This window comes from Streptomyces sp. NPDC050164, from assembly GCF_044459945.1.
In the GTDB taxonomy this organism is placed as follows: Bacteria; Actinomycetota; Actinomycetes; order Streptomycetales; family Streptomycetaceae; genus Streptomyces; species Streptomyces coeruleorubidus_A.
This window is the reverse complement of the sequence record NZ_JBITJK010000049.1, coordinates 20,933-46,096: the sequence shown is the minus strand read 5'-3', so window position 1 is coordinate 46,096 and position 25,164 is coordinate 20,933. Positions and strand designations below refer to the sequence as shown.

19 protein-coding genes are annotated in these 25,164 nt (G+C 66.9%); 3 read left to right on the top strand and 16 right to left on the bottom strand.

The genetic code is table 11. The annotated features are described in order from the left end of the window. Positions 1–2: 2 nt before the first annotated feature. The 5 genes from ACIBNA_RS39640 to ACIBNA_RS39620 all read right to left on the bottom strand — a co-directional run bounded on the left by ACIBNA_RS39640 (position 3) and on the right by ACIBNA_RS39620 (position 5,177). Positions 3–1,331 carry a PLP-dependent aminotransferase family protein gene (locus tag ACIBNA_RS39640; RefSeq protein ID WP_399170128.1) on the bottom strand — a complete coding sequence of 443 codons (1,329 nt, stop codon included), beginning with the start codon at positions 1,329–1,331 and terminating at the stop codon, positions 3–5. Further along, a complete protein-coding gene (locus ACIBNA_RS39635; RefSeq protein ID WP_399170127.1) occupies positions 1,304–2,635 on the bottom strand; it encodes an enoyl-CoA hydratase/isomerase family protein in 1,332 nt (443 codons plus the stop codon). The genes ACIBNA_RS39640 and ACIBNA_RS39635 overlap by 28 nt, the downstream gene beginning before the upstream one ends. Continuing rightward, complete coding sequence (dpgB, locus tag ACIBNA_RS39630; protein WP_399170146.1) at positions 2,632–3,348, bottom strand: enoyl-CoA-hydratase DpgB; 717 nt, start codon at positions 3,346–3,348, stop codon at positions 2,632–2,634. Before dpgB ends, ACIBNA_RS39635 begins: the two co-directional genes overlap by 4 nt. A gap of 52 nt (positions 3,349–3,400) precedes the next feature. Beyond that, complete coding sequence (gene dpgA / locus ACIBNA_RS39625; protein WP_399170125.1) at positions 3,401–4,462, bottom strand: 3,5-dihydroxyphenylacetyl-CoA synthase DpgA; 1,062 nt, start codon at positions 4,460–4,462, stop codon at positions 3,401–3,403. Between the two features lie 94 nt (positions 4,463–4,556). Then, positions 4,557–5,177 (bottom strand): class I SAM-dependent methyltransferase, encoded by a 621-nt coding sequence (locus ACIBNA_RS39620; protein ID WP_399170124.1) that lies wholly within the window; start codon positions 5,175–5,177, stop codon positions 4,557–4,559. A 134-nt stretch (positions 5,178–5,311) separates the two neighbouring features. Here ACIBNA_RS39620 and ACIBNA_RS39615 point away from each other — a divergent pair, with 134 nt between their 5' ends. After that, a complete protein-coding gene (locus tag ACIBNA_RS39615; protein WP_399170123.1) occupies positions 5,312–5,707 on the top strand; it encodes a DUF5655 domain-containing protein in 396 nt (131 codons plus the stop codon). Here ACIBNA_RS39615 and ACIBNA_RS39610 read toward each other — a convergent pair. The 10 genes from ACIBNA_RS39610 to ACIBNA_RS39565 form a co-directional block, all read right to left on the bottom strand. Continuing rightward, the gene (locus ACIBNA_RS39610) at positions 5,697–6,473 is read right to left on the bottom strand and encodes a thioesterase II family protein (RefSeq protein WP_399170122.1); all 777 of its coding nucleotides are present in this window, start codon (positions 6,471–6,473) and stop codon (positions 5,697–5,699) included. The genes ACIBNA_RS39615 and ACIBNA_RS39610 overlap by 11 nt on opposite strands. A 26-nt stretch (positions 6,474–6,499) precedes the next feature. Beyond that, complete coding sequence (locus ACIBNA_RS39605; RefSeq protein ID WP_399170121.1) at positions 6,500–7,780, bottom strand: cytochrome P450; 1,281 nt, start codon at positions 7,778–7,780, stop codon at positions 6,500–6,502. After that, entirely contained in the window at positions 7,755–9,017 is a 1,263-nt protein-coding gene (locus ACIBNA_RS39600) for a cytochrome P450 (RefSeq protein ID WP_399170120.1), read from the bottom strand. The genes ACIBNA_RS39605 and ACIBNA_RS39600 overlap by 26 nt, the downstream gene beginning before the upstream one ends. Further along, positions 9,014–10,798 (bottom strand): amino acid adenylation domain-containing protein, encoded by a 1,785-nt coding sequence (locus ACIBNA_RS39595; RefSeq protein ID WP_399170145.1) that lies wholly within the window; start codon positions 10,796–10,798, stop codon positions 9,014–9,016. Before ACIBNA_RS39595 ends, ACIBNA_RS39600 begins: the two co-directional genes overlap by 4 nt. A 63-nt stretch (positions 10,799–10,861) precedes the next feature. After that, on the bottom strand, positions 10,862–14,791 hold the full coding sequence (locus tag ACIBNA_RS39590) for an amino acid adenylation domain-containing protein (protein ID WP_399170119.1): 3,930 nt from the start codon (positions 14,789–14,791) through the stop codon (positions 10,862–10,864). Then, positions 14,788–15,546, bottom strand: coding sequence for a dienelactone hydrolase family protein (locus ACIBNA_RS39585; RefSeq protein WP_399170118.1), 759 nt, complete (start codon positions 15,544–15,546; stop codon positions 14,788–14,790). The genes ACIBNA_RS39590 and ACIBNA_RS39585 overlap by 4 nt, the downstream gene beginning before the upstream one ends. Before the next feature lie 36 nt (positions 15,547–15,582). Next, on the bottom strand, positions 15,583–16,446 hold the full coding sequence (gene pyrF, locus ACIBNA_RS39580; RefSeq protein ID WP_399170117.1) for an orotidine-5'-phosphate decarboxylase: 864 nt from the start codon (positions 16,444–16,446) through the stop codon (positions 15,583–15,585). Between the two features lie 14 nt (positions 16,447–16,460). Next, a complete protein-coding gene (locus tag ACIBNA_RS39575) occupies positions 16,461–17,558 on the bottom strand; it encodes a hypothetical protein (RefSeq protein WP_399170115.1) in 1,098 nt (365 codons plus the stop codon). After that, on the bottom strand, positions 17,555–19,051 hold the full coding sequence (locus ACIBNA_RS39570) for a cation:proton antiporter (protein ID WP_399170113.1): 1,497 nt from the start codon (positions 19,049–19,051) through the stop codon (positions 17,555–17,557). Before ACIBNA_RS39570 ends, ACIBNA_RS39575 begins: the two co-directional genes overlap by 4 nt. A 50-nt stretch (positions 19,052–19,101) precedes the next feature. After that, the gene (locus ACIBNA_RS39565) at positions 19,102–20,364 is read right to left on the bottom strand and encodes a DegT/DnrJ/EryC1/StrS family aminotransferase (RefSeq protein ID WP_399170112.1); all 1,263 of its coding nucleotides are present in this window, start codon (positions 20,362–20,364) and stop codon (positions 19,102–19,104) included. 350 nt (positions 20,365–20,714) lie between these two features. Here ACIBNA_RS39565 and ACIBNA_RS39560 point away from each other — a divergent pair, with 350 nt between their 5' ends. Beyond that, complete coding sequence (locus tag ACIBNA_RS39560; RefSeq protein ID WP_399170111.1) at positions 20,715–21,467, top strand: ArpA protein; 753 nt, start codon at positions 20,715–20,717, stop codon at positions 21,465–21,467. Positions 21,468–21,494: 27 nt separating this feature from the next. Here ACIBNA_RS39560 and ACIBNA_RS39555 read toward each other — a convergent pair whose 3' ends face one another. Next, complete coding sequence (locus ACIBNA_RS39555) at positions 21,495–23,288, bottom strand: non-ribosomal peptide synthetase (protein ID WP_399170110.1); 1,794 nt, start codon at positions 23,286–23,288, stop codon at positions 21,495–21,497. Positions 23,289–23,480: 192 nt separating this feature from the next. Between ACIBNA_RS39555 and ACIBNA_RS39550 the strand changes: the two genes are divergently transcribed. Further along, positions 23,481–25,154 (top strand): PhpK family radical SAM P-methyltransferase, encoded by a 1,674-nt coding sequence (locus ACIBNA_RS39550; protein ID WP_399170109.1) that lies wholly within the window; start codon positions 23,481–23,483, stop codon positions 25,152–25,154. The last annotated feature ends 10 nt before the right edge of the window (positions 25,155–25,164 follow it).

Sequence of the window (25,164 nt, the reverse complement as noted above, 5' to 3'; positions counted from 1 at the left end):
GGTCACTCGCCAGAGAGGGAGCGGAGGAAACGAGTAAGTCTGGCGACCCCCTCTCGTATCTGGGGTTCTGTCAGATAGCTGCAGGACAGGCGTATCTGATGATCTCCATCGCCGGTGAGGTGGAAGTAGCGCATCGGTGTCCATAGCACCCCGAACTCCTGCGCGGACAGTTCCAGCAGAGCTTCGTCCGCCGGCACCGGCGTCGTCAGCCGGACGAAGAACCCGCCCTCGGGCACGCTCCACGACCATGCCGAACCCGGGCCTGCGAGGTGGTGCTCCAGTTCGTCCAGAAGCAGGCCCAGGCTTCGGCGGTACCAGGCCCCCTTCGCGCGGGCCATCTGGTGCAGTGAGCCGTTGTGCTCGAGGAGCATGCCGCCGATCACCGCCTGGCTCAGCGGTGAGGTGTTGACGGTCACGAAGCTCTTTGCCGTGGCGATGGCATCCGCGAGCCGCTGTGTGGTCCCGGACCTGGTGCGAATCGTCTGATCAGCTACGACGTACCCGACTCGGGCGCCGGGAAGGCAAACTTTTGCAAAGGTGCCGACCTGAACGACGCGCCCGCGGCGGTCCAGCGACTTCAGGCTGGGCAGCGCATCGGCTGCCGTGAAGCGGTAGGCGGTGTCCTCGATGACGAGGAAATCCCGGCGCTCGGCCTCCGTGAGAAGGCGCCGGCGTGTGGGCAGGTCCAGCCGGACGCCGGACGGATTGGCGAAGTCAGGTGCCACATAGACAGCCCGCACCCGTTCGCCGGACCGCGCACCCCTGTCGCATTCATCGCGCAACTGCTCGATATCGATGCCGTCCGGACCCTCACCGATGGACACCACAGGTACATCGAGCAGACTCGCCGCACCGGCGAGGCCGACATAGGCCGGAGCGACGACAGCGATCCGGTCGGTATGCGACGAACAGAGGACGCGCAGGGTGAGAAACAGCGCTTCCTGGCACCCCACTGTCATGACGATCGCTTCGGGAGCCACGTTGATGGCCTCGTCCGCGCTCAGCGCCTGCGCCAGAAGGCTGTTGATCTGGCCGCGGCTCGGCCCGTACTGGTAGAGGACGTGCCGCACGCGCTCCGGGTCGAGCCCCAGGTCCACGCGCAGGTGTTCGGCATAACGCTCCACGTACCGCCCGACATCGAGCTGTTCGAAGAAGCCTTCGTAGGGGGCACCCGGAGCGAACGAGATGGCGTTGGGGTGTCTGTCGACGATCTCATTGAGGAAGTTCATCGACTGGACGAACGGCTCAGTGAGACATGAGTGAAGGCTGTCCTCGGACAACTCCACCGGGCCACGCCCCAGGCTCAGTTCCGGCGTCGGCGGCGCATCCATGTCCGCTCCAAGGTGTCCAGTACGTCAGGGCTGTACATACGGTGTGACTGTTCCCAGGAGAAGGCCGCCATATAGGCGCGGAAGGCGTCGGCGGGTTCCTCGGCGAGGTGCAGCATGCGCCGGTTGCTCGTCACGGCGCTTGACCCCAGGTCGGCAGCCGCTCGTTCGATCGCCCGGTCCACCGCCTCGGTGGGCACGACCTCGTCACAGAGAAGGCGAGCCTCCTCTGCATCGGTGTGGATCGTCTCACCGAACAGGACGATCCGGCGTGCCATCCGGCCGCCGGTCAGCCGCCCGAGCCGCAGACTGGCGGCGCCTGGCACGATCCCCTCCTGAGCCGCGGGCAATCTGAAGTAGGCTCCCTCCTCGGCGATGACACGGTCAAGTGTCAGCAGCAGCTGCATGCCGCCTCCGATGGCGAACGAATCGACGGCGGCGACCCACGGCTTCGCCAAGCCCGACTCCGGGCCCGGACGTTCGTCGAGGCGCAGGCCGTGCATCATCTTGCTGATGAGCCCCAATTCCCTGCCGAGCAGGAAATCGACGAACGAGATTCGGCCGTGGTAGAGGTCGGTCAGATTGATACCGGAACTGAACACGCGTCTGCCCTCATACCGAGGGTGCTTCATGCGCCCGCCACGCAGGACGCACACCCGGATCCGCTCCTCCAGCAGGACGAGGTCGACTGCGGTCTCGAGGTCACCCACCAGGGCGTCGTCTTCCGCGTTGAGGCAGCGCGTATTGCACAGCGTCACATGACCGACTGTGTCGTCGCGGGTCACCCGTACGGTGCCGAGATCTGCCGTGCCTGCGGCCCGGAACTCCGGCAGCACTGCCAAGGAGCGGGGAGTTGGTGTGAGCGCCGAGCCGAGAAGGTGGCGCCCTGCCCGCGAAGCACGAAGCAGCCCCCAGAAAAGCACTCCCTGGTCGATCTCCCGCCCCTCCCTGTGCCGGGGTGTGCGGCGCCGCTCCTGTTCCATGTGCCGGGAGTCGGGCACCAGACCGGGCAGCTCCTCCGCCGCGGCGGCGGCCAACTGAGCGGGCCGCAGCGTCCGTCGATGGCCGTCGGTGAGTCTGTCGTAGAGCTCGTCGGCGTACGTCGCGACGAAACGGGCGCGCAGCTCCCGGCAGGTGCGATGGATCTCCTGCGCAGTCTGCTGCTGGTCGGCGCTGCGCAGAGGCTTGTCGGGCAGCCTTGCCAGGATCTTCTCGCCACACAGGACATGGCGGGTGAACACGGGCGCGTCTGCTGTGAACCCTCTGAACGTGAGCGCCGGCAAGGGCTGGTGGTCGAGGGAGGTCACGTCTGCTCCCCGACGAGCAGGGCCGTTTCCGGATTCGCCGATCTGCGCAAGGACCGGTCGCAGGCGGCGAGATGGACACCCAGCGCATCGTCGAAGTCCGTCGAGACCGCGTCCAGCAGCAGGCGGCGGAGCACCGACAGGTCCTGTCCCCGCATTCGAGTGAGGGCACGGGTGGCACCCTCCACGGTGTTCGGAAGCGCTGCCTCTCCGACGGTCTCATCGACAACGCCCCAGGAGACGGCGTCCTCCGCTGTGAGAACCGTTCCCATCAGAGCCAGACGTCTGGCCCGCGTGGGACCGAGTTGGTGGACCAGCCTGTGCAGGGACATGCCCGGCCAGACCGAGCCCGATCCGCGGTGCAACCGGAACCGGGCCAGCGACAGCGCAATCCGGTAGTCAGTGGCCAGCAGGACCTCCATGGCCGGTCCCGCACAGTCACCGTGCACGGTCGCAAGCACGGGCGCGGGAAGCCGCTCGAGGCGGCGCACGGCCCGTTCCCACCGGCTGACCAGACGTACCGATACGGCGCCGGAGTGGCGATCGTCCTCGGTCGCCCCCGGTCCGGTCGCGAGCTGTATGAGGACGACAGATTCGGCCGACGCGTCCTCGACCCGGTCACAGACGTCGTTCACGGACTGAACGAGACCTGGGGACAGCGGATCCGTGGCTGCGATCGACAGCCGGACTGTCCGTGCATGACGGTGATGCTCCATCGTGAGGTCGAGTGATGTCACTTGCTCCTCCGTAGCGGAAAACACTGGGCTGTCACCAGGTGATCAGCGCTGCCTCGATGGTGGAACCCGGCCCCATGGTCATCATGACGCCGTGATCGCCGGCAGTGGCCACGCCCTCGGCGAGCAGCCGCTTGTAGGAAGCGAGGAACGAGCCGCTCGACAGGTTGCCGCAGTCGCGCAGGACCCCCCAGGTATGGCGAAGGTCGTGGTCGGAGAGCCCGAGGTTGAGCTTGACCGCGTCGATCACCTTCTTGCCGCCGGAGTGGACGATCCAGTGCGTCACCTCGCTGCGGCGAACACCGCCGCCGGCGAGCAGCCGCTCGACGACGCCCTCCGCATGCGCCCCGATCACGTAGGGCACATCGGGATCGATGAAGAAGCTGAACTTCCCGTGAGTGTCGTCCCAGTCGTAGCGCATCGCGCGCAAAGCCTCGGGAATCAGTCGACTCTCGAAGCGGCGCACGGTAGGCCGGTCGTCCCGGGGTGGCCCGCTCACCACCGCCAAGGCGGCGGCTCCATCGCCAAAGAGGCTGTTGACGACGGCGGTGCGCATGGATCCGTCGAACACGTAGGCCGCCGAGCAGACTTCGACGCACAGCAGGACGGCCAGCTCTCCCGGACGGAGCGATGCCCAGGAGGCCACCGCGTTGAGCCCGTTCAGGCCTGCGTTGCAGCCCATGCCGACGATGTCCAGGCGCCCGCAGTCCAGGGCAAGACCCAGACGCTCCGCTATGAGGGCACTGAATCCGGGAGTGAGCCAGCCTGTCGACGTGACGCAGCATAGATAACGCACGTCCCGCACATCGTAGCCGCCCTTGTCCAGGCATTCCGCCAGTGCGGTGCAGGCGAGGGTCAGGCCCTCGACCCGGTGTTTCTGCAGCAGCTCGCGCTGTGTTTCGGAGGCGAGAGTGCCGTCCGCGTCAACCGGAGGCAGCACCAGATGACGTCCCTCGATCGATCCGTTGAGAAAGATTGAACGTATTCTCTCTTCCCGTACAGGAATCAGATCCAAAAGCTCGGTCTGTGAATAGTAATTCGGCGGATTCGCGGTGCCGACACTCACGAACTGCGGCTGCTCCAAAAATGCCCCCACGGGAATTCTCCCTCCGGCGAGGGGCCGGAATTACGGCTGATTGATGTTCTTGACGCTACTGTGACCACCGCGAGGCAGCAAGCGCCGTGCGAGGTCATCGAGTTGCAAGAGGGCGTCGTGCGACCAGCTTCGTCACCGAGTGACCATGGGGCTTCGGCGCTCCCGGGTGGGAGGACACGATGGTCTCGTCACGGACGGTCTCGATGATCCACCCCTCGTACAGCGAGAGGCACCACGCGTGAGTGGGGATGAAGCGCGGAGGTACCTGGTGTCCCTCCAGTTCCTGGCGACGGTCGTTGAACACACACATCGCGTGGCGCCCGCCGGGCCGTGTCGTCGCCCGCAGTCTTCGCATCACCTGGTCGGCGTCGGTGGCGTCGGCGAGCCAGTGGAACACGCTGTCGATCACCACCAGGTCGTAGTGGTCCGGGAGTAGTTCCGCCTGACGCAGGTCGGCCCGCTCCCAGACGATCCCGGGCACGTCCCCCCAGAGTTCTCCCGCATGCTGAAGCGCGAGAGCGGAGACGTCCAGGGCCCGGACCGTTGCGCCCTGGCGTGCGAGGTGGGCGGCGTTCCGCCCCTCGCCGCAGCCGGCGTCCAGCACCTGCCATCCTTCGACGGCGGTCTCAGAGGCCAACTCGGTGAGCAGGGGCTCGGGGTCGGTCCCCCATACGCAGGCAGCGGCGGCGTAGGCGTGGTCGGATCCACCGTCCATACAGGACTCCTTTTTCCTGGCGCTGTGTGATGCCGGAGAACCGGCGCGGATCGTGCTCGTCGACGGCTGTCGTCCCGCAGGCAACTCGCGTGCGACGCGGGCCACTTGTCCGTCGGACTGGCTAACATCACGGCATGGACAACGAAGTTTGGACCGTCGAACGGCATTTACTCGGCAAGCCCGACGAGATCATCGCGCTCTATCATCGGTTCATCGGGCTGGCCGAGGCGTGCGGGCCCTTCACGTACTCCGTGGCGAAGACAGCGATCACCCTGAAGGGAAGCCGCCGCGGTTTCGCCGGGGCGGGCCTGGCTCCCGGCTACCTGGGCGGGTACCTCGATCTGCAGCGCCGGATCGAAGACCCACGCATCCGGCGGTCTGCGCCGTACACGAAGCGGCTGTTCGTTCATCACTTCAGGATCACTTCGATGGACGAGTTGGACGACGAGTTCGCCGGCTGGCTGCGAGAGGCATACGAGGTCGGGCAGGGCGCCCACTTGTCCCGCCCCGTCCCGCCGGTCAACGAGTAGCCTCTTCTCCAGGCACAGGACCGTTCGACAGGTCCAGGGCGATCAGGTCACGAAGCACGGGCGGGCAGCGCAGATAGTCGCGGTGTGTGCCGGTCAGGGTGCGATGCCGGACGGCAGCGCACTCCTCCCAGCCGGAATGCACCTGATGGCTGGGCACCACGTCGTCGTCGCTCCAGCTGATGACCGTCACGGGACACGGCAGGGGCCGGGTCGCTCCGTACCGGTAGCCGCGCTGGATTCTGAGATCCTCGTGCAGCACGTCGGCGACGAGCTCGGCCAGGTCGTCCGGCAGCGGTCGGCCGAACTGTGCCGCTATCGCCCTGACCTCGCCCACCGCGTCCAGCGAGTCCAGATCGACGCGATTGAGTCGACCGTACAGACCGCGGTGGGGCGCGCCCCACGACGACGCGATGAGCCGCGCCGGGGGCTTGAGGACTGCCGCCGACATCGCCCAGACGGCTTCCAGCGCGTACGGCACCGCACCGCAGTGCGCGGCGAAAGCACAGTCCCTTCCGAGGACATGGGGACGCATGGCCGATACGAGATCTGCCGCGAACTCCGCGTGCGTGGCATGGGCCGTCTCCCTGAACCGGCTCTCCCGTCCGGGCGGTTGCAGTGGCACGACCACGAAGTTGCCGAGCTTCGCGGGCCAATCGCGGTACGACGACGCGCCCATCCCGGTGTAGGGGAAGCAGAAGAGAAGCGGATCGTCGCCCTCCGGAAGTGGCCGGATGAACCACCTGTCCCCCTGACCTGACGTGGTCACTCTCATGTGTCCGTGGCTGTCCGAGGTCATCTCATCGCTCCCGTGCTGTCGTCACTGGTGATGCTCCCGGCGGCCGCGCTCGCGTGAACCAGAATCGGCAGGCGGGTGATGCCGTTGATGAAGTTGGACGACAGATGGCGGACGTCACCGGCCACTTCGAACCGCTCCACGACCAGCAGCAGCTCCTCCAGCAGGATTCGGAGGACCAGTCGGGCGGCGGGCCCGCCGTTGCAGAAGTGGATTCCGTTGCCGAGCGCGAGGTGCTGGTTGGGTGAGCGCCGCGGGTCAAATTCATAGGGATGGGGAAAGCGGTGTTCGTCCCGGTTGGCGGAGGCCACCCAGGCGCACACGAGTTCTCCGGCCGCGATATCGGTGCCGGAGATCTCTACCGGCCGGTTTGTGCGGCGTACCAGATGGTTGGTGGGTGTCGCCCAGCGAAGCCCTTCCTCCACTGCGGCGTCCACGTGCTCCGGTGCGGCACGCAGCGACTGCCACAGCTCCGGCCGTTCGGCGAACGCCAGCAGCAGATGACTGGCCACATGGGGCGTCGTGGTATTTGCCCCCATGATGAAGCTGTAGCAGTTCAGCACGACTTCTTCTGTGCTGAACCGCCGACCCCCCAGGTGCACGTCCAGCAGGCGGGAGATGATGTCCGACTCGGGTCGTGACCGACGCGTGCGGACCAGCTCATGGAAGAGCGCGAAGAGTTCATGATGAGCTGTCTGCAACGTCTCCTTGACCGAGCCGTCGGAGAACACCGGATCGTCGGGCGCCACCCCGGCCATGGTCCACCGAGGGATGTCGGGCCAGTGTTCCTCAGGAATTCCCAGGACGTCACCGACGGCCAGGAGCGGAAGCGGCAGCATCATCGACGCGAGATCGAATACGCCACCGGAGCGCAGCGGTCTCAGCAGCTCGCGTACCCGTTCCCTGATGATCACCTGCCGACGCAGCATCGCGCCGGTGGAGAGAAGCTGCATGGTGGGCACACGGACCGCCGTGTGCCGTGGCGGGTCCATGAGATTGATGGTGCGGCCTCCGGCCAAGTCCCCGCCCAGCACGGCGAGGATCGTGCCGTGTTCGGAACTGAACGTGCGATGGTCCTTGATCACCCGTAGGACGTCGTCGTACCGGGTGACGGACCAGAAGGTGGCGCCGCCGGGTCCTTTCTGAGCCCACACCGGTGCTTGCTCGCGCAGTGTCTGCCAGGCGGGATGCTGGGTGCCGTGGGCGTACCGGGCCGGATCGAACAGATCGATGGCGCTCAGCGTCACCGTTTTGTCATGTGCCGTCAGTGTGTTTCGCATGATCCAGCTCTCGGATGAGGACGGGCAGGTGGGTCAGGCCATTGATCCAGTTGGAACGCAGGTGCGCGGGCTCGCCTGCGAGTTCCATCACGGTGCCCTTGCGCAGCAGGCAGTCGAACAGCATGGTCAGAGCGGCTCGGGACAAGTGGGTACCGATGCAGAAGTGCGGTCCTGCGCCGAAGCCCAGGTGCGGATTGGGCCGTCGGTCCAGCCGAAAGCGATAAGGGGTGTCGAACACGGTCTCGTCCCGGTTCGCGGAGGCGACCCAGGCGCACACCCAGTCGCCGGCGGCGATCTTCACCCCGGCCAGGGTGGTGTCCTTCGTGGCCCTGCGGATCAGGTGATGGGTCGGTGACGTCCACCGCGTGCCCTCCTCCACCAGCACGGGCAGGAGATCCTGGTCAGAGGCGACCGAGGCCCATAGCTCGGGCTGCTCCATCATCGCAAGCAAGGTGTGCCCGGCGACGTGCGGAGTGGTCGAGTGCGCACCCAGAACGTAGCTGTAGCAGTTGAGCAGCACGCGCTGGTCGCTCATCCGCTTCCCGCCCGGCTTCATCGTGGACAGCACGGTCAGTAGATCGTCGCCGGGGTGTCGGCGCCGGAACCGCAAGGCCTCGGCGAAGGCGACGAACAGCTCGTGATGTGCGTTGCGCATGATCTCGTCGATGGTCTCGCCGGAGCGGCCCTGTTCCTCCTCGGGCGCGATGCTCACCGCCGCCGACCGCGCGATGTCCTCCCACAGCTCCTCGGGCACGCCCATCAGGTCGCCGAACATGGCCATGGGCAGGCGGTGGGACAACGCGGTGAAGTCTCCTCCGCCATCAGCGAAGAAGGGGCGTACCAGTGCATCGACGCGGTCGCTCACCTGCTGGATCCGGCGCTGGACGCCCGACCGGCCCAGCAGGCGCATGGCAGGCAGCCGCACCTCTGTGTGCTCCGGTGGGTCCATCAGCGTGATGGTCTGGCCGCCGGCGCTGTCGCCCACGCCGACCGACGCGAGAATCGTGCCGTCGGTCGAGCTGAACGTCCCGGTGTCGCGCAGTACCTGGCCGCAATCCGTGTGGCGCGTGACGGACCAGAACTCGCTCCCGTTGGCGGCGCGCTGACGCCAGACCGGACGCCGCTGCCTCAGCGTCCGCCAGACGCCGTGCTGACAGTCGGTCCGATATCGGTCGGGGTCGAACAGGTCGATGGTGTCGAGGTCTGGGGTGAGTTCCGGGAGAGCGGTGATCCTCACGGCCGCAACGCCTCCTCCGGCGCGGGAGAGGTGAGCCGAGCGTCCTTCTTGTTCTCCAGGAGTTCCGCGAGCCTCGCCACCGTGGGATGGGCGAAGAACTCGCGCGCTGTCACATGCTGGATGTCGCGCAGGCGATCAAGGACCAGGACGCTTTGCAGGGACGTACCGCCGAGGGCGAAGAAGTCGTCCTCGCGCCCTACGCGGTCCAGTCCGAGGGACTCGGCCAGAATCGTGCAGACCGCTTCCTCGGCCGTTGTCCGGGGCGGCTCGTAAGGTGGCAGCTCCATCAGATCGCGGGAGCACCAGGGGCTCGGCAGCTTGCGCCGGTCGACCTTGCCGTTGGGATCCAGCGGTAACCGTTCCACGAGTACGAAGTACGAGGGCCAGGCGTGGGCGGGGAGTTCGTCGACCACCATGGCCCGCAGGTCGGCGACGCCGATGGAGGAGTCCGCGGACGGCACGATGTAGGCCACGAGACGTTTCTCGGCGTCGGTTGTGTCCACGGCGGTGACGACGGCACTGTCGACGCCCTCGCAGGTGTCCAGGAAGGTCTCGACTTCCCCCGGCTCGACCCGGAACCCACGGATCTTCACCTGCCGGTCGATGCGCCCATGGAACTCGAAGACGCCGTCCGGGCGTCGGAGCCCGAGGTCACCCGTGCGGTACATGCGCGCACCGGGCACAGGGGAGAACGGATTCGGCATGAAGCGCTCCGCGGAAGCGCGCGGTTGACGAAGATACCCTCGTGTCAGCCCGGCACCAGCCACGAAGATCTCCCCGACGGTCCCGTCGGGGACGGGACGCAACTCGGAGTCCAGGATCATCATGGACCGGCCGGCCAGAGCCGTGCCGAGTGGAACCCGCACGCAGTCGTCGTCGGGCCGCGTGCGATGCAGCGACGCGAACACGGTCGTTTCGGTGGGCCCGTAGGCGGCGAGCACCTCGCGAGACGGGCCCGCGGCGGCATCGCCGATGTGCTTGGGAGACAGGACATCGCCTCCCGTGATGATCCGGTCTACCTTTCCGAGGGAATGCCGCCCCTGCCGCATCAAGGCGTGGAAAAGACCAGTGGTCAGGAACAGCCAACCCGGGGCGCAGGCATCGAGGTCGCGTTCGATCGCCGCTATGGACATCTCGTCACAAGCGATGAGCGCGACGCGGGCGCCGTTGCCCAGCGCACACCAGATCTCGAAGACGGAGGCATCGAAGGCGGTGGGCGCGAGCTGCGCAACGACGTCCGACTGCCCGATGCGTAGCCGTGGGTCGGCATCGATCAGGTTCATCACGTTCGCATGCGTCACGGCCACGCCCTTGGGCGCCCCCGTGGACCCTGAGGTGTAGACGGTGTAGGCCAGGTTCTGCGGCGAGACCGCGGTATCGGACCACGAGGGCGGAAGCTGCGGGCCGGCGGTGAACGAGGACGTCCCGTCAGGCAATTCGACGACCCTCAGCCCGCCGGCCTCCCACCGTCCGGCGGAGGCTGGTGGCGCGACCATCAAGCTCACCTGGGCATCGGCCTGGATCAGGGCTTGGCGGCGTTCGGGATAGCTCGGATCGACGGGCACGTAGTAGCCGCCGGCCTTCAGTATCCCGAGCGCACCCACGATGAAGTCCGGTGAGCGGGAAACCGCCAGGCCGACCGCGGTTTCGGGTCCCGCGCCCAGGCGCCTCAGCTCGGCCGCCACCGAGCACGCCAGAGCGTCGAGCCGTCCGTAGGTGAGGGCGGAGCGGCCCGCGATGACGGCTGTCGCCGTGGGCTGCCGCTCGGCCCACCACCGCACCCGTTCGTGGATGCTCGCGTGAGATTCTGGATCCGGGGTATGCAGGGATGTCACCTCATCACCTCAACTCTGGACGCTGCTTGCTGGGGCAGCGGGGCTTGCCGGGGTCGCTGACCGCAACAGTTCTTCTCCGAGTTCGGCCAGTCGTGCCGCACTCGTGCGCAGCACCGTGTAGTGGTTGCCTGAAAGCGTGACGACCTGGAGAGCGCCACACAGCGCCTGCCAGTCCGCCGCCTGAGGATGTGAGTCCTCGGCCTGAACGAAGCAGCCCGGCCCGGCGTACCGCCGGGGTGTGTGTTCCCCCACCAGGCGCGTGGTTTCCACGAAGGCCTGATACCGAGTCAGCAGCTGGTTCGCGTCCAGGAGATGGCCGGCCCCTCTCGCGCGCGCGAAGGCGAGGGCTTCGCTGAGGACTTCTCCGGGTGTGCGGCGGTCGAGGTCGTGCGGCAGCGGCCCGGTATCGATACCTGTGCTCAGCGACAAGTCGTGGAGGAAGGTGGCGAGCAAATCGGGCACCGACGCCTGCTCGCGCGAAGCGTACGCGGTCGAGTCGATCATCAGAACGGGAGGCAGACCGCCCACCCGCTCATGCCAGATGCGGGCCATTTCGTGTGCCAGCACGCCACCAGCCGACCATCCCGCGAACGCGACCGGGGCAGCGGACAGACTGCGCCGCAACTGCTCCACATGGTCGGCCGCCAAAGAAGTCAGGGAACGGTCGCTGATGCCGTCCACGTCCACCAGCCTGCGCTGGTACCGATTCTGTAGCGCAGAGATCCACGGCCCGTAGCTGAAGCCGGCGCCTTCGATGCCGACCAGTACGAGGGTGGGTGCCGCACTGCCGATGTCTCCGGAGGGCCAGCCGCCGCCGTGGCTCAGGGCAGTGGCCAGTTCGCCCACGGTCCGGTGTGCGGTGATGTCGCCGATGGGAACGTCGAAGCCGTGTTCTTCCAGCCGGGTGAGGAGCTGCACGAGGAACAGCGAGGTGCCGCCGAGGTCGCGGAACTCGTCGTTCCGGCCGATGGTCTCCAGTCCGAGCAGGTCGGTCACGATGTCCGCGATGAGCCGTTCTCCCGGCGTGAGTGTGTCGGCCTCGACTCGGTGTGCGGGGCGCGGGGCGGGCGGTGGCAGGGCGCCCTGGTCGACCTTCCCGCTCGGAGTCAGGGGGAGCCGCGGCAGGACCACAACCGACGACGGCACCATATGTTCCGGCAGCCGCTCCCGCAGCGTACGCAGCAGCGCGGGCAGAGACGGTTCCCGTCCGGGCTCCGGCGACACATATCCGACCAGGCCGAGCCGGTCGTCGGAGACGGGCAGCGCCACCACGACGGCCTCGGCGATGTCCGGCAGGCTCAGGAGTACCGCTTCGACCTCGCCCGGTTCGATGCGGAATCCCCGGATCTTCACCTGGCGGTCGAGGCGACCGAGGATCTCGAACCTTCCGTCCGGCAACTCGCGTGCGAGATCGCCGGTCCGGTAGATGCGTTGGCCGGCTCGGCCAGGAATCGGGTGGGGGCAGAAGCGTTCCGCCGTCAGGGCCGGCCGGTCCGCGTAGCCGCGGGCGAGCCGGTCTCCGGCTACGCACAGCTCCCCCGGCACACCGAGAGGGAGCGGACGCAGCCGATCGTCCATGACGTAGACCTCGGTCGCCGACACGGGTGCGCCGACCGGAATCCGCACGCACGCGTCCGGGAGTCGGCTGACCGGCTCGTAGGTGGCCAGCATGGTGGTCTCGGTCGGGCCGTAGGTGTGCACTGCCGTGCCCGGGAAACCTTGTTCCAGCAGCCTTCGCACCGCATGCGGGTTTCCTGCCTCACCGCCGAAGTAGAGGGCCTTGAGCGGCGCGCTGGCGAGCGGGGCGAGATACGCCTCATGATTGACGAGGGCGCTGGCCAGCGACAGGATTGTGATCCTTTCAGCTGCGAGTTCGGCACCGAGTCTCCGCGGTGACATGACCACTTCGCAGTCGAGGATGTGCACGGACGCCCCGTTGAGCAGCGGTGCCCAGACCTCGAACGTGGTGTTGTCCGAACACAGACCGGCCGTCTGGGCCACTCGGTCGCCCGGCCCGACCTCCACATGGTTGGCGTCGACCACCAGGCCGAGCACGCCGCGGTGGTTGATCTCCACCCCTTTGGGACTGCCGGTCGACCCGGAGGTGAACATCACGTAGGCCAGAGAATCTCGGTGACCGATGTCGGTCAACGGGACCTCATGACGGGGAGCCGAGAGCTCTTCGACGCCCAGTGTCTTGACGCCGTCGGACCAGGGACCGTCCGCTGCCGAGGGGGCCGTGATGGCGATACGCGCACCGCACAGCTGAAGCATCTCCGCGAGACGGTGGTCAGGGTACCCGGGATCCAGCGGTACGTAGGCGCCGCCGGCCTTGAGGATGGCGAGGTACGCGACGACCAAGTCCGCCGACCGCGGCAGACACACGCCCACCCTGTCGCCGTGGCGCACTCCGTGGCTGCGCAGGGACTGCGCGACCACGTCGGTGCAGCGGTCGAGCTGGCCGTATGTGAGCCGCTGAGAGCCATGCACCACGGCGGGGGAGTCGGGTGCACGGCGGGCCTGGGCGGCGAACCGTGCGTGCACCGTCCCCAGCGGGGAAGTCTCCGGTGCAATGGTGTGGTTCCGGTAGACCATGCCCAGCTCGTCGACAGGCCGGTCGGGGTCGTGTGCGGCTTCGGCAAGGAGGGTGCTGTACTGCTCGGCCATCGCCGCGACGGTCGATTCCTCGAGCAGCTCGGAGTCGTAGATCCAGAAGAGCCCGACCGGGTCGGAGCTGGCGTCGACGGTGAGCGTCAAATCCCCCAGCGGGAACCAGTGCTGGGCCGGAATGGCAGAGACCTCCAGGCCGGTGAGCGTGAATCTGCGCTTGTGCGGATAGCGGATGTTGAGGCTCACCTGCTGGTAGGGGACGGTGCCGAGACAACGCTCGGGCTGCAGGGCCTCCATGAGCAACTCGTACGGCGCGTCCTGGTTGGTCATGGCACCGAACACAGCCTGCTTGGTGCGGTCGAGTAATTGCCGGAACGTGGGTACACCGCCGACGTCCACGGGAACCGGGAACGAACCGACGAACATGCCGACGAGGTTCTCCACTTCCGGACGGAAGCGGTCGCCGGCCACCGGGAGCCCGATGGTTGTCCGGGCCTGCCGGGTGTAGCGGGAGAGCAGGACGCCAAGGGCGGCAAGGCTGGTGGCGAGGAGTGTGGTACCCGCGGAGCGGCCGAGAACCATCAGGCCATCAGCGGTCTCGGGCGGAAGATCGACGTGCAGTACGCTCCCAGCGCGTCGGCGCACGGGGGAGCGCCGCCGGTCGACGGGAAGATCGAGCAAGGGCGGAATGTCCGCCAGCGCGCGGCGCCAGTAGGCGACTTGTTTCTGTACCTCGGGCAGTTTCGTTCGCCCGCGCTGCCACTCGGCGTAGTCGGCGGGGCGGATCGGGAGAGGCGTCAGTTCTGCCGAGGTGCCGTCGATCTCCGCTCGGTACAGCTCACCCAGATCGGTCAGCAGGATCGGCCAGGACAGCAGGTCGATGACGATGTGGTGGGCCACCAGAAGCAGGACCCACGCGTCGGTCGCGGTGCGCAGCAGGACACAGCGGAACAACGGGTCAGCCGACAGATCGAACCGGCTCTGTGCGGCACCGTCGACGTACGCCAGCGCGGCCGCACGCGGATCCGCAGCGTTGCGCAAGTCGGTCTGTTCCAGGGGCAGCTCAGCCCCGGCACGTACGGTCTGACGGGGCACACCGTTGACTACGGTCACCGTCGTCAGCAGAGCCTCGTGCCGGCCACCGAGCTGGACGACGGCGCGCGCCAGCGCCCGGGTGTCGAGGGAGCCCAGCAGCCTGAAGGCTCGGACCCCGGTGTACCGGGCGAACTCGGGGAATGCCTGCTCGGTCAGCCATATTCCCTCCTGGGCGTACGACAGCGGGCCGTCACCCGTGCTGTCGGCACGCCGGGGAATGCTGTGCCCGGTCATCGTGTGGCACCAGCCCGAACCGTGCCCGGTTGGGGCAAGGGCTTGTCATCCGCGGTGGTCAGAAATGCCATGGCGGTGCTCCATGCTCGGGCGGCCGCGGTGGGGTGGTGGACATCGGGGGCGAAGGGATTGGCGAACGCGTGCCCGGCGCCGGTGTACGTACACGCCTCCAGATAACCGCCAACCTCGTCGAACGCGGATACGGCGGCGCTGAGTTGGGCCGCGCTGGGGTTGCTGTCCGCAGTTCCCCTGTGCAGTTGGACCAGAGGAACTCGTGCATGCGTCCGATGCAGGGGACTGATCGGCGTGTGCCACCCTTTGTCGAGGTTGCCTCCGTAGAAGCCACAGGCGCGGTGCACACCGATGTCGGCCACGGCGGCGAGCAGGGCCAGCCGTCCTCCCATGCAGAAACCGAGGGCAGCTGCGGAGAGACCGGCTGAAGCGAGTGAGGCGATGGTTCCGGCCATGAGCGCGATCAGGTCGTCATCGTGGAGGAGCGCCTTGCGTTCCTCGGGCGCCAGGCCGGAGGGCTGCCCCGCGAACAGTTCGGGGATGGCGACGACAAACCCCTGTTCCAGCAGACGGGTGGTCGTGTGAGCCGTGAATGCGTCGAACCCGGTGCGGTGGTGCAGGAACATCACGGCATGGTCCGCCGGCGCCTCGGGTGCAAACGTCCACACCGGAGTACGTCCGATCAGGCATCGGTCAGAAGGGTCTGGAAAGCCTGCGGAGAACGGAGCAGGCAACTCGTGCATGGAATCCTCCAACACTTGGACAGGACAATGCGGGCTTCAGACGGGCAGCGACTGCAGCGCGTGCTGCCAATGCCGGATCCGCTCGGCCAGGCCCCTCGGTCCGGCGCCCAGGACCCCTGAGGTGATCGGTAGAACGACTCGGGAACCCTCGCGTCCGATCGTTGCCCGGAACTCGTCCGTCGTGCGGCCCGGTCGGCCCAGTCCGGGCAGTGAGACGAGGGTGTGCGGCATCCGGCGCAGCAGGGCCGCCATGGCGTGACTCGGCGCACCGACGACCGCGGCGGCCGGCCCGAGACCACCGTTCTGCGCGGACTTGAGGTTGTGTGCAGCTATCCCGTCGGCGATCAGTTCGCTGACGGTGCGCCCCTGCCCGTCACGAGCGAGCTGGTTCCTCGCCTCATGGTTGCTCGTCCGTACGAGAACGAAGACCGCGCAGCGACGACGGCGCGCCAGGTCGAACAGCGGCAAGGTGGCGTCGAGGCCCAGGAAGGGAGCCACCGTGACCGCGTCCGCGCCCAGCACGCTCTCCTCGCCCAGGTACAGGCTTGCGTACGACTCCATCGTGTCCTCGGTGTCGCAGCGCTTGGCGTCCGCGATGGTGAGCGTTCCTCGCTGTGCGCAGCCGGCGAAGAAGGTTGCCATGAGCGCCAGACCGTCGGGACCGAACCGCTCGAAGTGCGGGGTCTGCACCTTCACTGCGGCGACCTGCCCGACGACGTCGAGCAGTCGCTCGCAGAACTCCGCGGCGCCGCGCAGGTCATTGGGCAGCCCCCACTCCGACAGCCACCTCTCTGAGGGCGCGACGCCGACCGCCAGAGGCGTGCGCCGGGCCACTCGGGCCGGCCAGTCGGAGAAGCCCTGCCGGGGCTCGGTCCCTGATGTAGCTCGCTGGTCGAACATGGCACTCTCCCGCTTCATCGCTTCGGGACGACCGGTGCGACGGACCGGCGGGCCCGGCTGTCACCCGCCACGAACGGTGCCAGGACGGCTTGCACGTGTTCGTCGGCGGCATGGCCCAGTTTGGCGAGCAGTTCTCCGTAGGTGGGGGCGGCGACGGTCAGCCGCGAGGTACCGAAGACCGCCCGGTCGGCATCGGCAACGCCGGGCCCCGTGTAGGGCACCTCGGCGGCGTGGCGCACGGGCGGCACCTGGCCGCGGACCGCGGGCGCTCGGTGCAGGCTGAACGGCAGCACCTGCGCGGCCAGTGCGGCGATCCGCAGCGTGCCCGAGACCCTGGGGTTGATTTCCAGCACGTGCACGGTGCCCTCGCCAGTCACCAGCAGCTCGACCTCGGTCCATCCGGTGGACTGCGCGGCCACGGCTGTTCGCAGCCCCCAATCGCGCAGTTTCCTGTCGAGTTGTTGGCCGCCGAAGGGGTCGGGGCACAGCCGCAGCCGCCGCCATGGGGGCACGAGACGGCGGCTGGTCGGCCCCTTCCAGACCGGCGGCAGAACCGCCTCTTTGGAATCGTCCCGGTAGACCAGTACCGAGTACTCGGTCCCGTCGGCGTACAGCTCACAGAATTCGTCGGCGGAGGGGTTGGCACTGCGCAGCAGCGCCAGGCGGGTGCCCCTGCTCTGGGTGCCACCGCGTGCCTTGACCACAACGACCGCATCGGCGCTCGCGGCCCTGGCCTCGTGGTGTCTCCACCAGGGCAGGGCGCTGAGGCCGTGTCGCTCGAAGAGCTCACGCATGAGGCACTTGTCGACGCCGAGCCGGGCGGCGACGGGTGACTGAGCGAGTACGGCGTGACCTCGACGGCTCAGCTCGGCGGCCAGCGCGCTGTCGCGCAGGAGTGTTTCGTGGCTGGAGTGGAACACGACCAGTGCCGACCCCACGGCGTCCAGACGTCGAAGCAAGTGGTCCAGCGGCAAGGGGGAGTCCGCGTCCGCGTACAGGATCTGGTCGAGGCCGTCCGGGTCGTGGACGAAATGCCGGAACCAGGTACGCAGGGAATCGGGCGCCACGATGTGCAGTGCACGGGCGTGGGTGTGGTCGGCCATCGCCATCATTCGCCCTCCTGGGGAGTGCGCGGTTGCCGCGGCCGCAGGGGTGTCGCCTCCTGCGAAGAGGCCGGTACGGCCTCGGCGTTCCATGGGGAGGGGTGATCCGAGGACCATGCGGTTGTGGAGTCGCGCTGCCCGGTCAGCACACGCTCTATGCGATCGAGCAGGGCCAGAAGAGGGGTGGTCATCACCGTGGCGACGAGTGCGACCAGGACCAGGATGGTGAACAGGAGCGGCGAAAGGATGCCGAGTTCCAATCCGATGCTGAGAATGACGAGTTCGGTGAGGCCCTTGCAGTTCGTGAGGAGGCCGAGCCGTACGGCGGACATCCGGTCGATGCCCGTGCCGAGGGCACCGACCGTGGTGCCCGCCCACTTGCCAGCGATGGCGACCGCGAGCAGGAGGAGGAACCACCACCAGTGGGAGGCGTTCCGGCCCAGGAGGCCCATCTCTGTCTGCAGGCCCACCAGGGCGAAGAACGGTGGCAGGAGCAGCGCCAGCGTCACAGATTGGATCTTGCCGCTCGCTTCCCGCAGGCGGGGCGCGTTTCGCGGGCACACCGTGCCGAACAGAAATGCGCCGAAGACGAGATGGATCCCGATCCAGTCCGCGGCCACCGCCGAGGCGAGCACGCCGAGGCTCATCAGCGCAAGTGCACCGTCCGCCACCGGCCCTGACCGCTGGGGGCGAAGCATTCTGCGCAGCGCCGGGCGGACGACGTACAGCATGATCAGCACCAGCACCAAGGTCAGCAGTGCCGTGCGTATGACCGCGAACCAGGAGTCCCCCCTGATCTGGGCGATGACACAGGCGAGCAGCAGCCAAGCCACCAGGTCCGCGATCGCCGCGCAGACCATCGCGAGAGTGCCGACGGGTGTCTGGAAGATGCCGCGTTCCATCAGGATCCGTGCGAGTACAGGGAACGCGGTGACACTCATCGCCGCGCCGATGAACAAGGCGAACGTCTCCCGGTCACCGGTCGATGAACCCAGCTCCCCGTAGATCGCCGTGCCCACCGCGACTCCGAGCGCCAAGGGGATCGCGACGGACACCTGTCCTATGACACTTGCGGTGGAGCCTCGTCCGCGCAGAAGATGCCCGTCGAATTCCAGGCCGACGAGGAACATGAAGAACGCCAGACCGAGTTGGGCGACCATGTCGACGTGGGGGAGCACGCCCGGTGCGAACAGCCACGCCGAAAAGTCCGGTGCCAGCAGACCCAGGACGGAGGGCCCGAGCAGGATGCCTGAGAGCATTTCGCCGACCACCCGGGGCTGCGCCAGGGCACTGACAACTGTTCCGGCCAGGCGAGCAGCAGCAATGATCACGGCGAGCGCGAGCAGGACACGCCAGACCTCCACGGTCGGGCCCTCCACCGCTGCCGGTGCGGAGCCGTGGGTTCGTTCGTGCGCCGACGGAATGAGCAGGAACAGTGTCACGACGATGGGCAGACTGACGAGCAGCAGATGGGTTGTACCGAGTCGGGCTGCGCTGGGCAAGGACGCTCTCCTTACGCGGTGGTCGGCCAGTGAGCGCCCTTGGCTGGGACTCACCCGTTCCCGAAGACCTCGGCGAAGGCTTCGGCATAATGCTCGGGCAGGGAACTGCGCTCCTCGTAAAGGAAGTTCACCGGCAGCCGGATCCAGTGATCGAACAGGTAGTCCGCCTGCGGGAAACGACGGTCGTTGATCCGGGCCGAGGTGAGCGCGGCCCGGGCCATACGCGGTGACCACTCAGGGGCGCTTCCGCGGAACAGTTCGTAGTGATGCAGGGGGCGAGTGGCCGGCGTCCTGACTTTCAACCCGCGCTGTTGCAGCTGCCGGACCAGGGTGTCGCGATCGATCGGAGAGTCAGCGCTGATCTCCACCGGTCCGTCGTACCAGGCTCCCGTGGTGCAACCGGGCTCGAGGGGCACTGCCCGGATTCCGGGCAACTGGGTCAGCGCACCGATGAGTTGACCCACGTTTTCCTGTCGCCTGGCCACCAGGGTGTCGAGGTTGTTCAGATGCTCCAGGGCAAGCACTGCGGCCGTCGGGCTGATGCGCAGGTTTCCGCCGAGGCCCGTCTGCAGGAAGGGCGCGTACGCTCCGCTATCGATGGTGAGATCGGTCCGGTGCCGGAAATTCGCGAACAGGCAGGCGCGGGCGTACAGATCGGGGTCGTCGGTGAGCAACATACCGCCGAGTCCACCGGAGACGGCCTTGTGCCCGCCGATACTGAAGACGGAGATGTCGGCCAGCGAACCGACCGGCCGGTCACGATACAGGGCGCCATGGGCGTGAGAACAGTCCTCGATCAGCGCTATACGCCTGGCCTGCGCCTCGGAGAGGATGTCGTCCATCGGGCATGGATTTCCCCACAGGTGGGTCACCACCCATGCAGCGGTGCGCTCGGTGGTGACCGATACGAGTTCCTTGGCGGAGACATTTCCCGTGCGTGCGGCAGCGTCGGCGAGTACCGGAACGCCACCGAGCATCAGCAAGGGGGTGGCCGAGCTGAAAAAGGTGAAGACCGGGCAGACCACTTCGTCGGGCTCGGCCACACCTACGGCGAAGAATGCCGCAAGTAACGCCGATGTCCCAGAGTTGAGTGCCAGTGCGTATGCACGTCCATGGTATTCCCGAAAGGTCTCCTCAAGGGCTGCGAGCTCATCTCCGTAGCCATAGTCGAATGACCGTCCCCGACGCAGCATACGGGTCACGCATTGGATTGTCTCCTCCTCGTAGACAGGCCATTCCGGGGGATGCGGCACAAGGACGTCGGTCGAGGCATCAGGACTCGACCGTGCGATACGCGCACCAGGTAATGTCATGCACACCCTTTCTGCATACAGCCGACGTCCTCTCGCCATAAGGGGTTCGGGCGCACCGCTGAGCGGACCCGCAGACAACGTGGTGCGACACCATGAAGTCGCGGCCAAGCGGACTATAGGAGTCGGCAGTTCGCTGAGTCAATGTTTCGACTTTTCGCCCGGAGCGAGTTGCGATAACTCATGGAGTCCCGTAACGAGTGTGGAGTGGCTTCGCTTCACAGCAGTCGTGTACCTGAATCGTCCATGGATTACTGGGAGCGTTGCCACTGGCTGGCTGGTGGACTATGTTCGGCGTCCGTCCCGGAAGCTCTGTGAGAGTACGTGTCACCCGACTCGTGGGGAGATCTGCCATGAATGAATTCATGTCGTCGACGGGAACCATCGACGAACGGATTCAGGAGCATCTCGACAAGGAATTCAGCGACGACCGGGAGGTTCTCAGCCTCTCCCAGCACTTCCGTCGCGAGGGGTACGTGAAGGTGCCCAACATCGTGCCCGCCGATATCAAGGACGCCGTCAGCGCCGATGTCCGCCGTCTCCTGGATCAGGTCAAGCGCGTCGACATGACACTGAATGAGACGTCGAACAGCCCGCGCCGGATGAGCACACTCGGTTTCCGGTCCATCGCCGACAACAGCACGCTGGTGCCCGAGATCTACGAGTCGTCGGCGTTACTCGCCTTCCTCTCGCGGCTGGCCAGGGACAAGGTCGTGCCCTGCCCGTACGAGCCGGAGCGCTACGTCATGACCAAGCAGGAGAAGGTCGGCGACACACACGGCTGGCACTGGGGCGACTTCGCCTTCGCGCTCATCTGGATCATCGAAGCGCCCGAGAACGAGGCGGGCGGCATGCTGCAGTGCGTACCGCACACCGACTGGAACAAGTCGGATCCACGAGTCCACGACTATCTCGTCAGGTACCCGGTCAAGACCTATGAGCACCGCACCGGCGACATCTACTTCCTGCGCACCGACACGACGCTGCACCGTACGGTGCCGCTGAACCGTGACGCCACGCGCATCATTCTCAATACGGCCTGGGCGAGTGCCCTGGATCTGGAACGCTCGGGAACACATGAGACGATGGAAGCCCTGTTCGATTGAACCGGAGGAATACGGCTCCCGCTCCGCTCAGTGTGGGGAGCGGCGGGACGCCACCTCGTCGATGAGCTCGCCCAGAGTCGGCCGTCGCATGAAGTCCCGCAGGCGGACGGCGACGCCGAGATGGGATCGCACCATCGACACGAGTCGGCCGGCCGTGACTGAAGTACCGCCGCATTCAAGAAAGTTGTCCGCCGGTTCGGCGTGCTCGACGTCCAGGACCAACTGCCAGATCCGCTGTACCTGCTCGGCCGTCGCGCTCTGCGCGGTCTCGCCGTGCGCCGCGCGAGGAGGCGGGACGCGGTCCGATCGGGGGCGCCGGTCGGGCAGCGGCAGTGCTGCTCGGTCCAGCTTGCCGTTCGCGTTCCGCGGCAATCGCCGCACCATGACGATGGCCTCGGGCACCAGGTGGTCGGGCAGCCTGCCGAGGAGAGACAAGCGCAACGCGGCAGGCGACACGTGCGCCCCCGGGCCAGTTGCCGCTGGGACCACATAGGCCGCCAACCAGGTGCCTTCGTCGTCGGTTCCACTGATGACAGCTGCCGCTTCGACGCCGGCGTGGTCGAGGAGAGTCGCCTCGATGTCGCCCGGATCGACTCGGTGGCCGCGCACCTTGATCAGGGAGTCGGTCCGCCCGTGATGGCGGAGCACGCCGTCGTTGTCCACCGCGGCCAGATCGCTCGTGCGGTACATCCGTTCGCCCGGCACCGTTCCACACGGATTGGGCAGCAGCCGCTCGGCTGTCAACGCGGGCCGGCCCAGATAGCCCCGGGTGAGCTCCGGGCTGGCCACGAACAGTTCGCCTGTACGGCCTGCCGACAGAGGGTTGAGCTGTTCGTCCAGGATCAGCAGCCGCACATCGGGCCACGCCCTGCCGACAGGCGGTGGCACGGTTCGCTCGCTTCCGGTGACCGAACGTGAGGTGATCCGCCCTGACCAGGGTACGAGGCAGCTTGTGACGCCGTTGGCCTCCGCCGAACCGTAGGAGACCGCCACTTCGAACGGCAGGGTAGCCGGTGGCCAGCGCAGCACACGGTCGCCGCCCACGGTGACCAGGGAGAGCGGCGCGTCGGCCGGCCAGGGCAAGGTGCTGAGCTCCTGCGCGGTCGGGGCGCTGAGGAACGCCTTGGTGATGCCTCGCTCCAGGAGCCAGTCGCGCAACTCCGCGGGGGAGGCGACCACCTCCGGTTCACCCGCGTGCACGCTGGCCCCGGAGGCCAGATAGGGCCAGAGTTCGCCGACTCCGGCCGAGGAACCCGGAGGAGCCAGCCAGCTCGCGCGGTCCGTGGGGACGATGCGGTGCCCTGCCCTGTGGGTGGCGACGCAGTGGCTGACGGACCGATGGGTCACTCCCACTGGCTTGGGCGCACCGGTCGAACCGGAGGTGTGCACGACATACGCCAGATTGTCGGGGTGCACGGCCACCGGCTCGGTCGGCCCGCTCCCTTCCCGGCGGCCGCCGGGTGGCTGCCGCACGTAGAGGATGCGATCCTCCGGTGTCCCCTGTGGGGGAGGGGTGCCTGGACGCATCATCAGCAATTGGGGCGGGAGCGCGGCGAGTACGGCTGCCGTGCGTTGTGCGGGCCACCTCGGATCGAGCAGATGGGCCGTGGCCCCGGTCTTGAGCACCGCCAGAAAGGCGACAGCCAGGTTGAGGGAACGCTCCATCCACAGTCCCACGGGAGTCTCTCTGCGTACTCCTCGCGCCCGGAGTTCGCCGGCCAGGGTGTCGGACCAACCGTCGAGCCGGCGGTAGGTCAAATCGCCGTACGCGTCGGTCACCGCCAGGGCTTCGGGGGCGCGAGCCGCCTGCGCCGTGATCAACCGGGCAACGGGGATTGCCGAAGGCCCGGCGCTGGACGCTTCATTCGTGGCAACAGTTGTGGTCAAGGTTCACCTGCTCATGGCGTCGGGATTCTTCGGGGCGTTTTTCTGTGCGTGATTCAGTGTCTTCCAGAGCATCCACTCTTATCGATACGTTCTTCTGAGGTCGAAGCCGCGTTTGAGAGGTTGACGATGAACTCAGTGCTGGACTGCATTGTTATCGGATACAACGACCCCCCTCTCTCATTTCATGAGCACCGTCTGATGGCCCAGGAAGAGGCCTCTCCGGAGCGACGGGTCTTCATGCGCGAACATCTGCTGCTGGATGGCGAGCGACTGGCGCCGATGGACGTCATCAATCATGGCATGAAGGCTTCCACGAAGCCGGGGGAGCATCCCTACTATCACGTGGGCGAGGTGCCCAACCTCGCGGCTGTTTACCTCACGAGCTTCCTGCGGAACAAGGGATTCCAAGCCGAGTACGTAAGCCTCTTCAGGCCGGAACGGCTCAGGCTGGAGGAACTGCTGGAGCAGCGGAATCCGCGCGTGGTGGCCATCACGACGACGTTCTACTTGATGCCGTGGCCGGTCCATGAGATATGCCGGTTCATACGCGAGCGCAGCCCGGGGACGCATATCGTCGTGGGCGGCCCGCTGGTCGACAACCTGGCGGTCGATCTGTCGGACGAGGCTCTCGCCGGAGTCTTCGAGTGGGTGGGCGCCGATTCCTACGTCCGGGAGTCACAGGGAGAGGCCACCTTGGGACTCGTGGTCCGCTCGCTGCGCGACGGGACAGACCTGACCCGCGTCCCCAACCTCTACTTGCGCGACGACGGCTCGTTCCGCTTCACCGGGGTGAAACCCGAGGCGAACAGCCTGGACGAGTGCGCCATAGACTGGGGCATTTGCGGTGGTGACCGCCTCGGTGCCACCGTCCAGACGCGCACAGCCCGAAGTTGCGCGTTCAAGTGCAGCTTCTGCGACTTTCCCGTTCGGGCCGGAGCGCTCAGCCTTGCGTCAGTCGAGGTGGTCGAGCAGGAACTCCGGCAACTGGCCGGCCGGGGAGTGAAGAACCTCGTGTTCGTCGACGATACGTTCAACGTCCCCGTCGGCCGCTTCAAAGAGCTGTGCCGCATGATGATAAGGAACAACTTCTCATTCGAGTGGTACTCGTTCTTCCGGTGTTCAGCGGCCCGGGACACCGAGATATACGACCTGATGCAGCGCAGCGGCTGCCGTGCGGTATTCCTCGGGATCGAGACGGGTGATGACTCCGTGCTGCGCAACATGGTCAAGTCGAGCAATATCGACCAGTACCGGTTCGGCATCGAGCAACTCCACGCACGCGGCATCGCCACCTTCGCATCCTTCATTTGCGGATTCCCTGGCGAGACCGAGAACACCGTGAAGAACACGATTCGCTTCATCAACGAGACGGAGCCGACTTTCTACCGGGCCGAACTCTGGTTCTACAACCACCGTTCTCCCATCCATCGCGAGGCGCAACGGCTCGGCATCACCGGCGAGGGCTACGACTGGGCGCACGCCACCATGGACTCGCACCAGGCGGCCGACGCGGCCGACACGCTCTTCCGGCAGGTCACCGGATCCGTATGGATGCCCGGTTACAACTACGACTTCTGGGCCGTGCCCTACCTGCTCGGAAAGGGGCTGACCATGCGTCAGTTGATCGACTTCCACACGAACGTCAGCGCACTGCTTCCCTATAACGCCGCGGACCCCGCCAATGCCACCGAAGCGGCGTTCAGGACAACTCGGCTCAGCCAACTGACGGACTGGTTCAAGTCAGTGCGCCTCGCACCGCCGATGTACCGCATGGGCCCCGACCACGCAGCACTGTCGTGAATGTCCTCGC

Coding starts and splice junctions, on each gene's coding strand:
- ACIBNA_RS39640 (WP_399170128.1), bottom strand. CDS start 1,331: ATGGATGCGCCGCCGACGCCGGAACTGAGCCTGGGGCGTGGCCCGGTG.
- dpgB (WP_399170146.1), bottom strand. CDS start 3,348: ATGGAGCATCACCGTCATGCACGGACAGTCCGGCTGTCGATCGCAGCC.
- ACIBNA_RS39620 (WP_399170124.1), bottom strand. CDS start 5,177: ATGGACGGTGGATCCGACCACGCCTACGCCGCCGCTGCCTGCGTATGG.
- ACIBNA_RS39615 (WP_399170123.1), top strand. CDS start 5,312: ATGGACAACGAAGTTTGGACCGTCGAACGGCATTTACTCGGCAAGCCC.
- ACIBNA_RS39605 (WP_399170121.1), bottom strand. CDS start 7,780: ATGCGAAACACACTGACGGCACATGACAAAACGGTGACGCTGAGCGCC.
- ACIBNA_RS39590 (WP_399170119.1), bottom strand. CDS start 14,791: ATGACCGGGCACAGCATTCCCCGGCGTGCCGACAGCACGGGTGACGGC.
- ACIBNA_RS39585 (WP_399170118.1), bottom strand. CDS start 15,546: ATGCACGAGTTGCCTGCTCCGTTCTCCGCAGGCTTTCCAGACCCTTCT.
- pyrF (WP_399170117.1), bottom strand. CDS start 16,446: ATGTTCGACCAGCGAGCTACATCAGGGACCGAGCCCCGGCAGGGCTTC.
- ACIBNA_RS39575 (WP_399170115.1), bottom strand. CDS start 17,558: ATGATGGCGATGGCCGACCACACCCACGCCCGTGCACTGCACATCGTG.
- ACIBNA_RS39565 (WP_399170112.1), bottom strand. CDS start 20,364: ATGACATTACCTGGTGCGCGTATCGCACGGTCGAGTCCTGATGCCTCG.
- ACIBNA_RS39560 (WP_399170111.1), top strand. CDS start 20,715: ATGAATGAATTCATGTCGTCGACGGGAACCATCGACGAACGGATTCAG.
- ACIBNA_RS39550 (WP_399170109.1), top strand. CDS start 23,481: ATGAACTCAGTGCTGGACTGCATTGTTATCGGATACAACGACCCCCCT.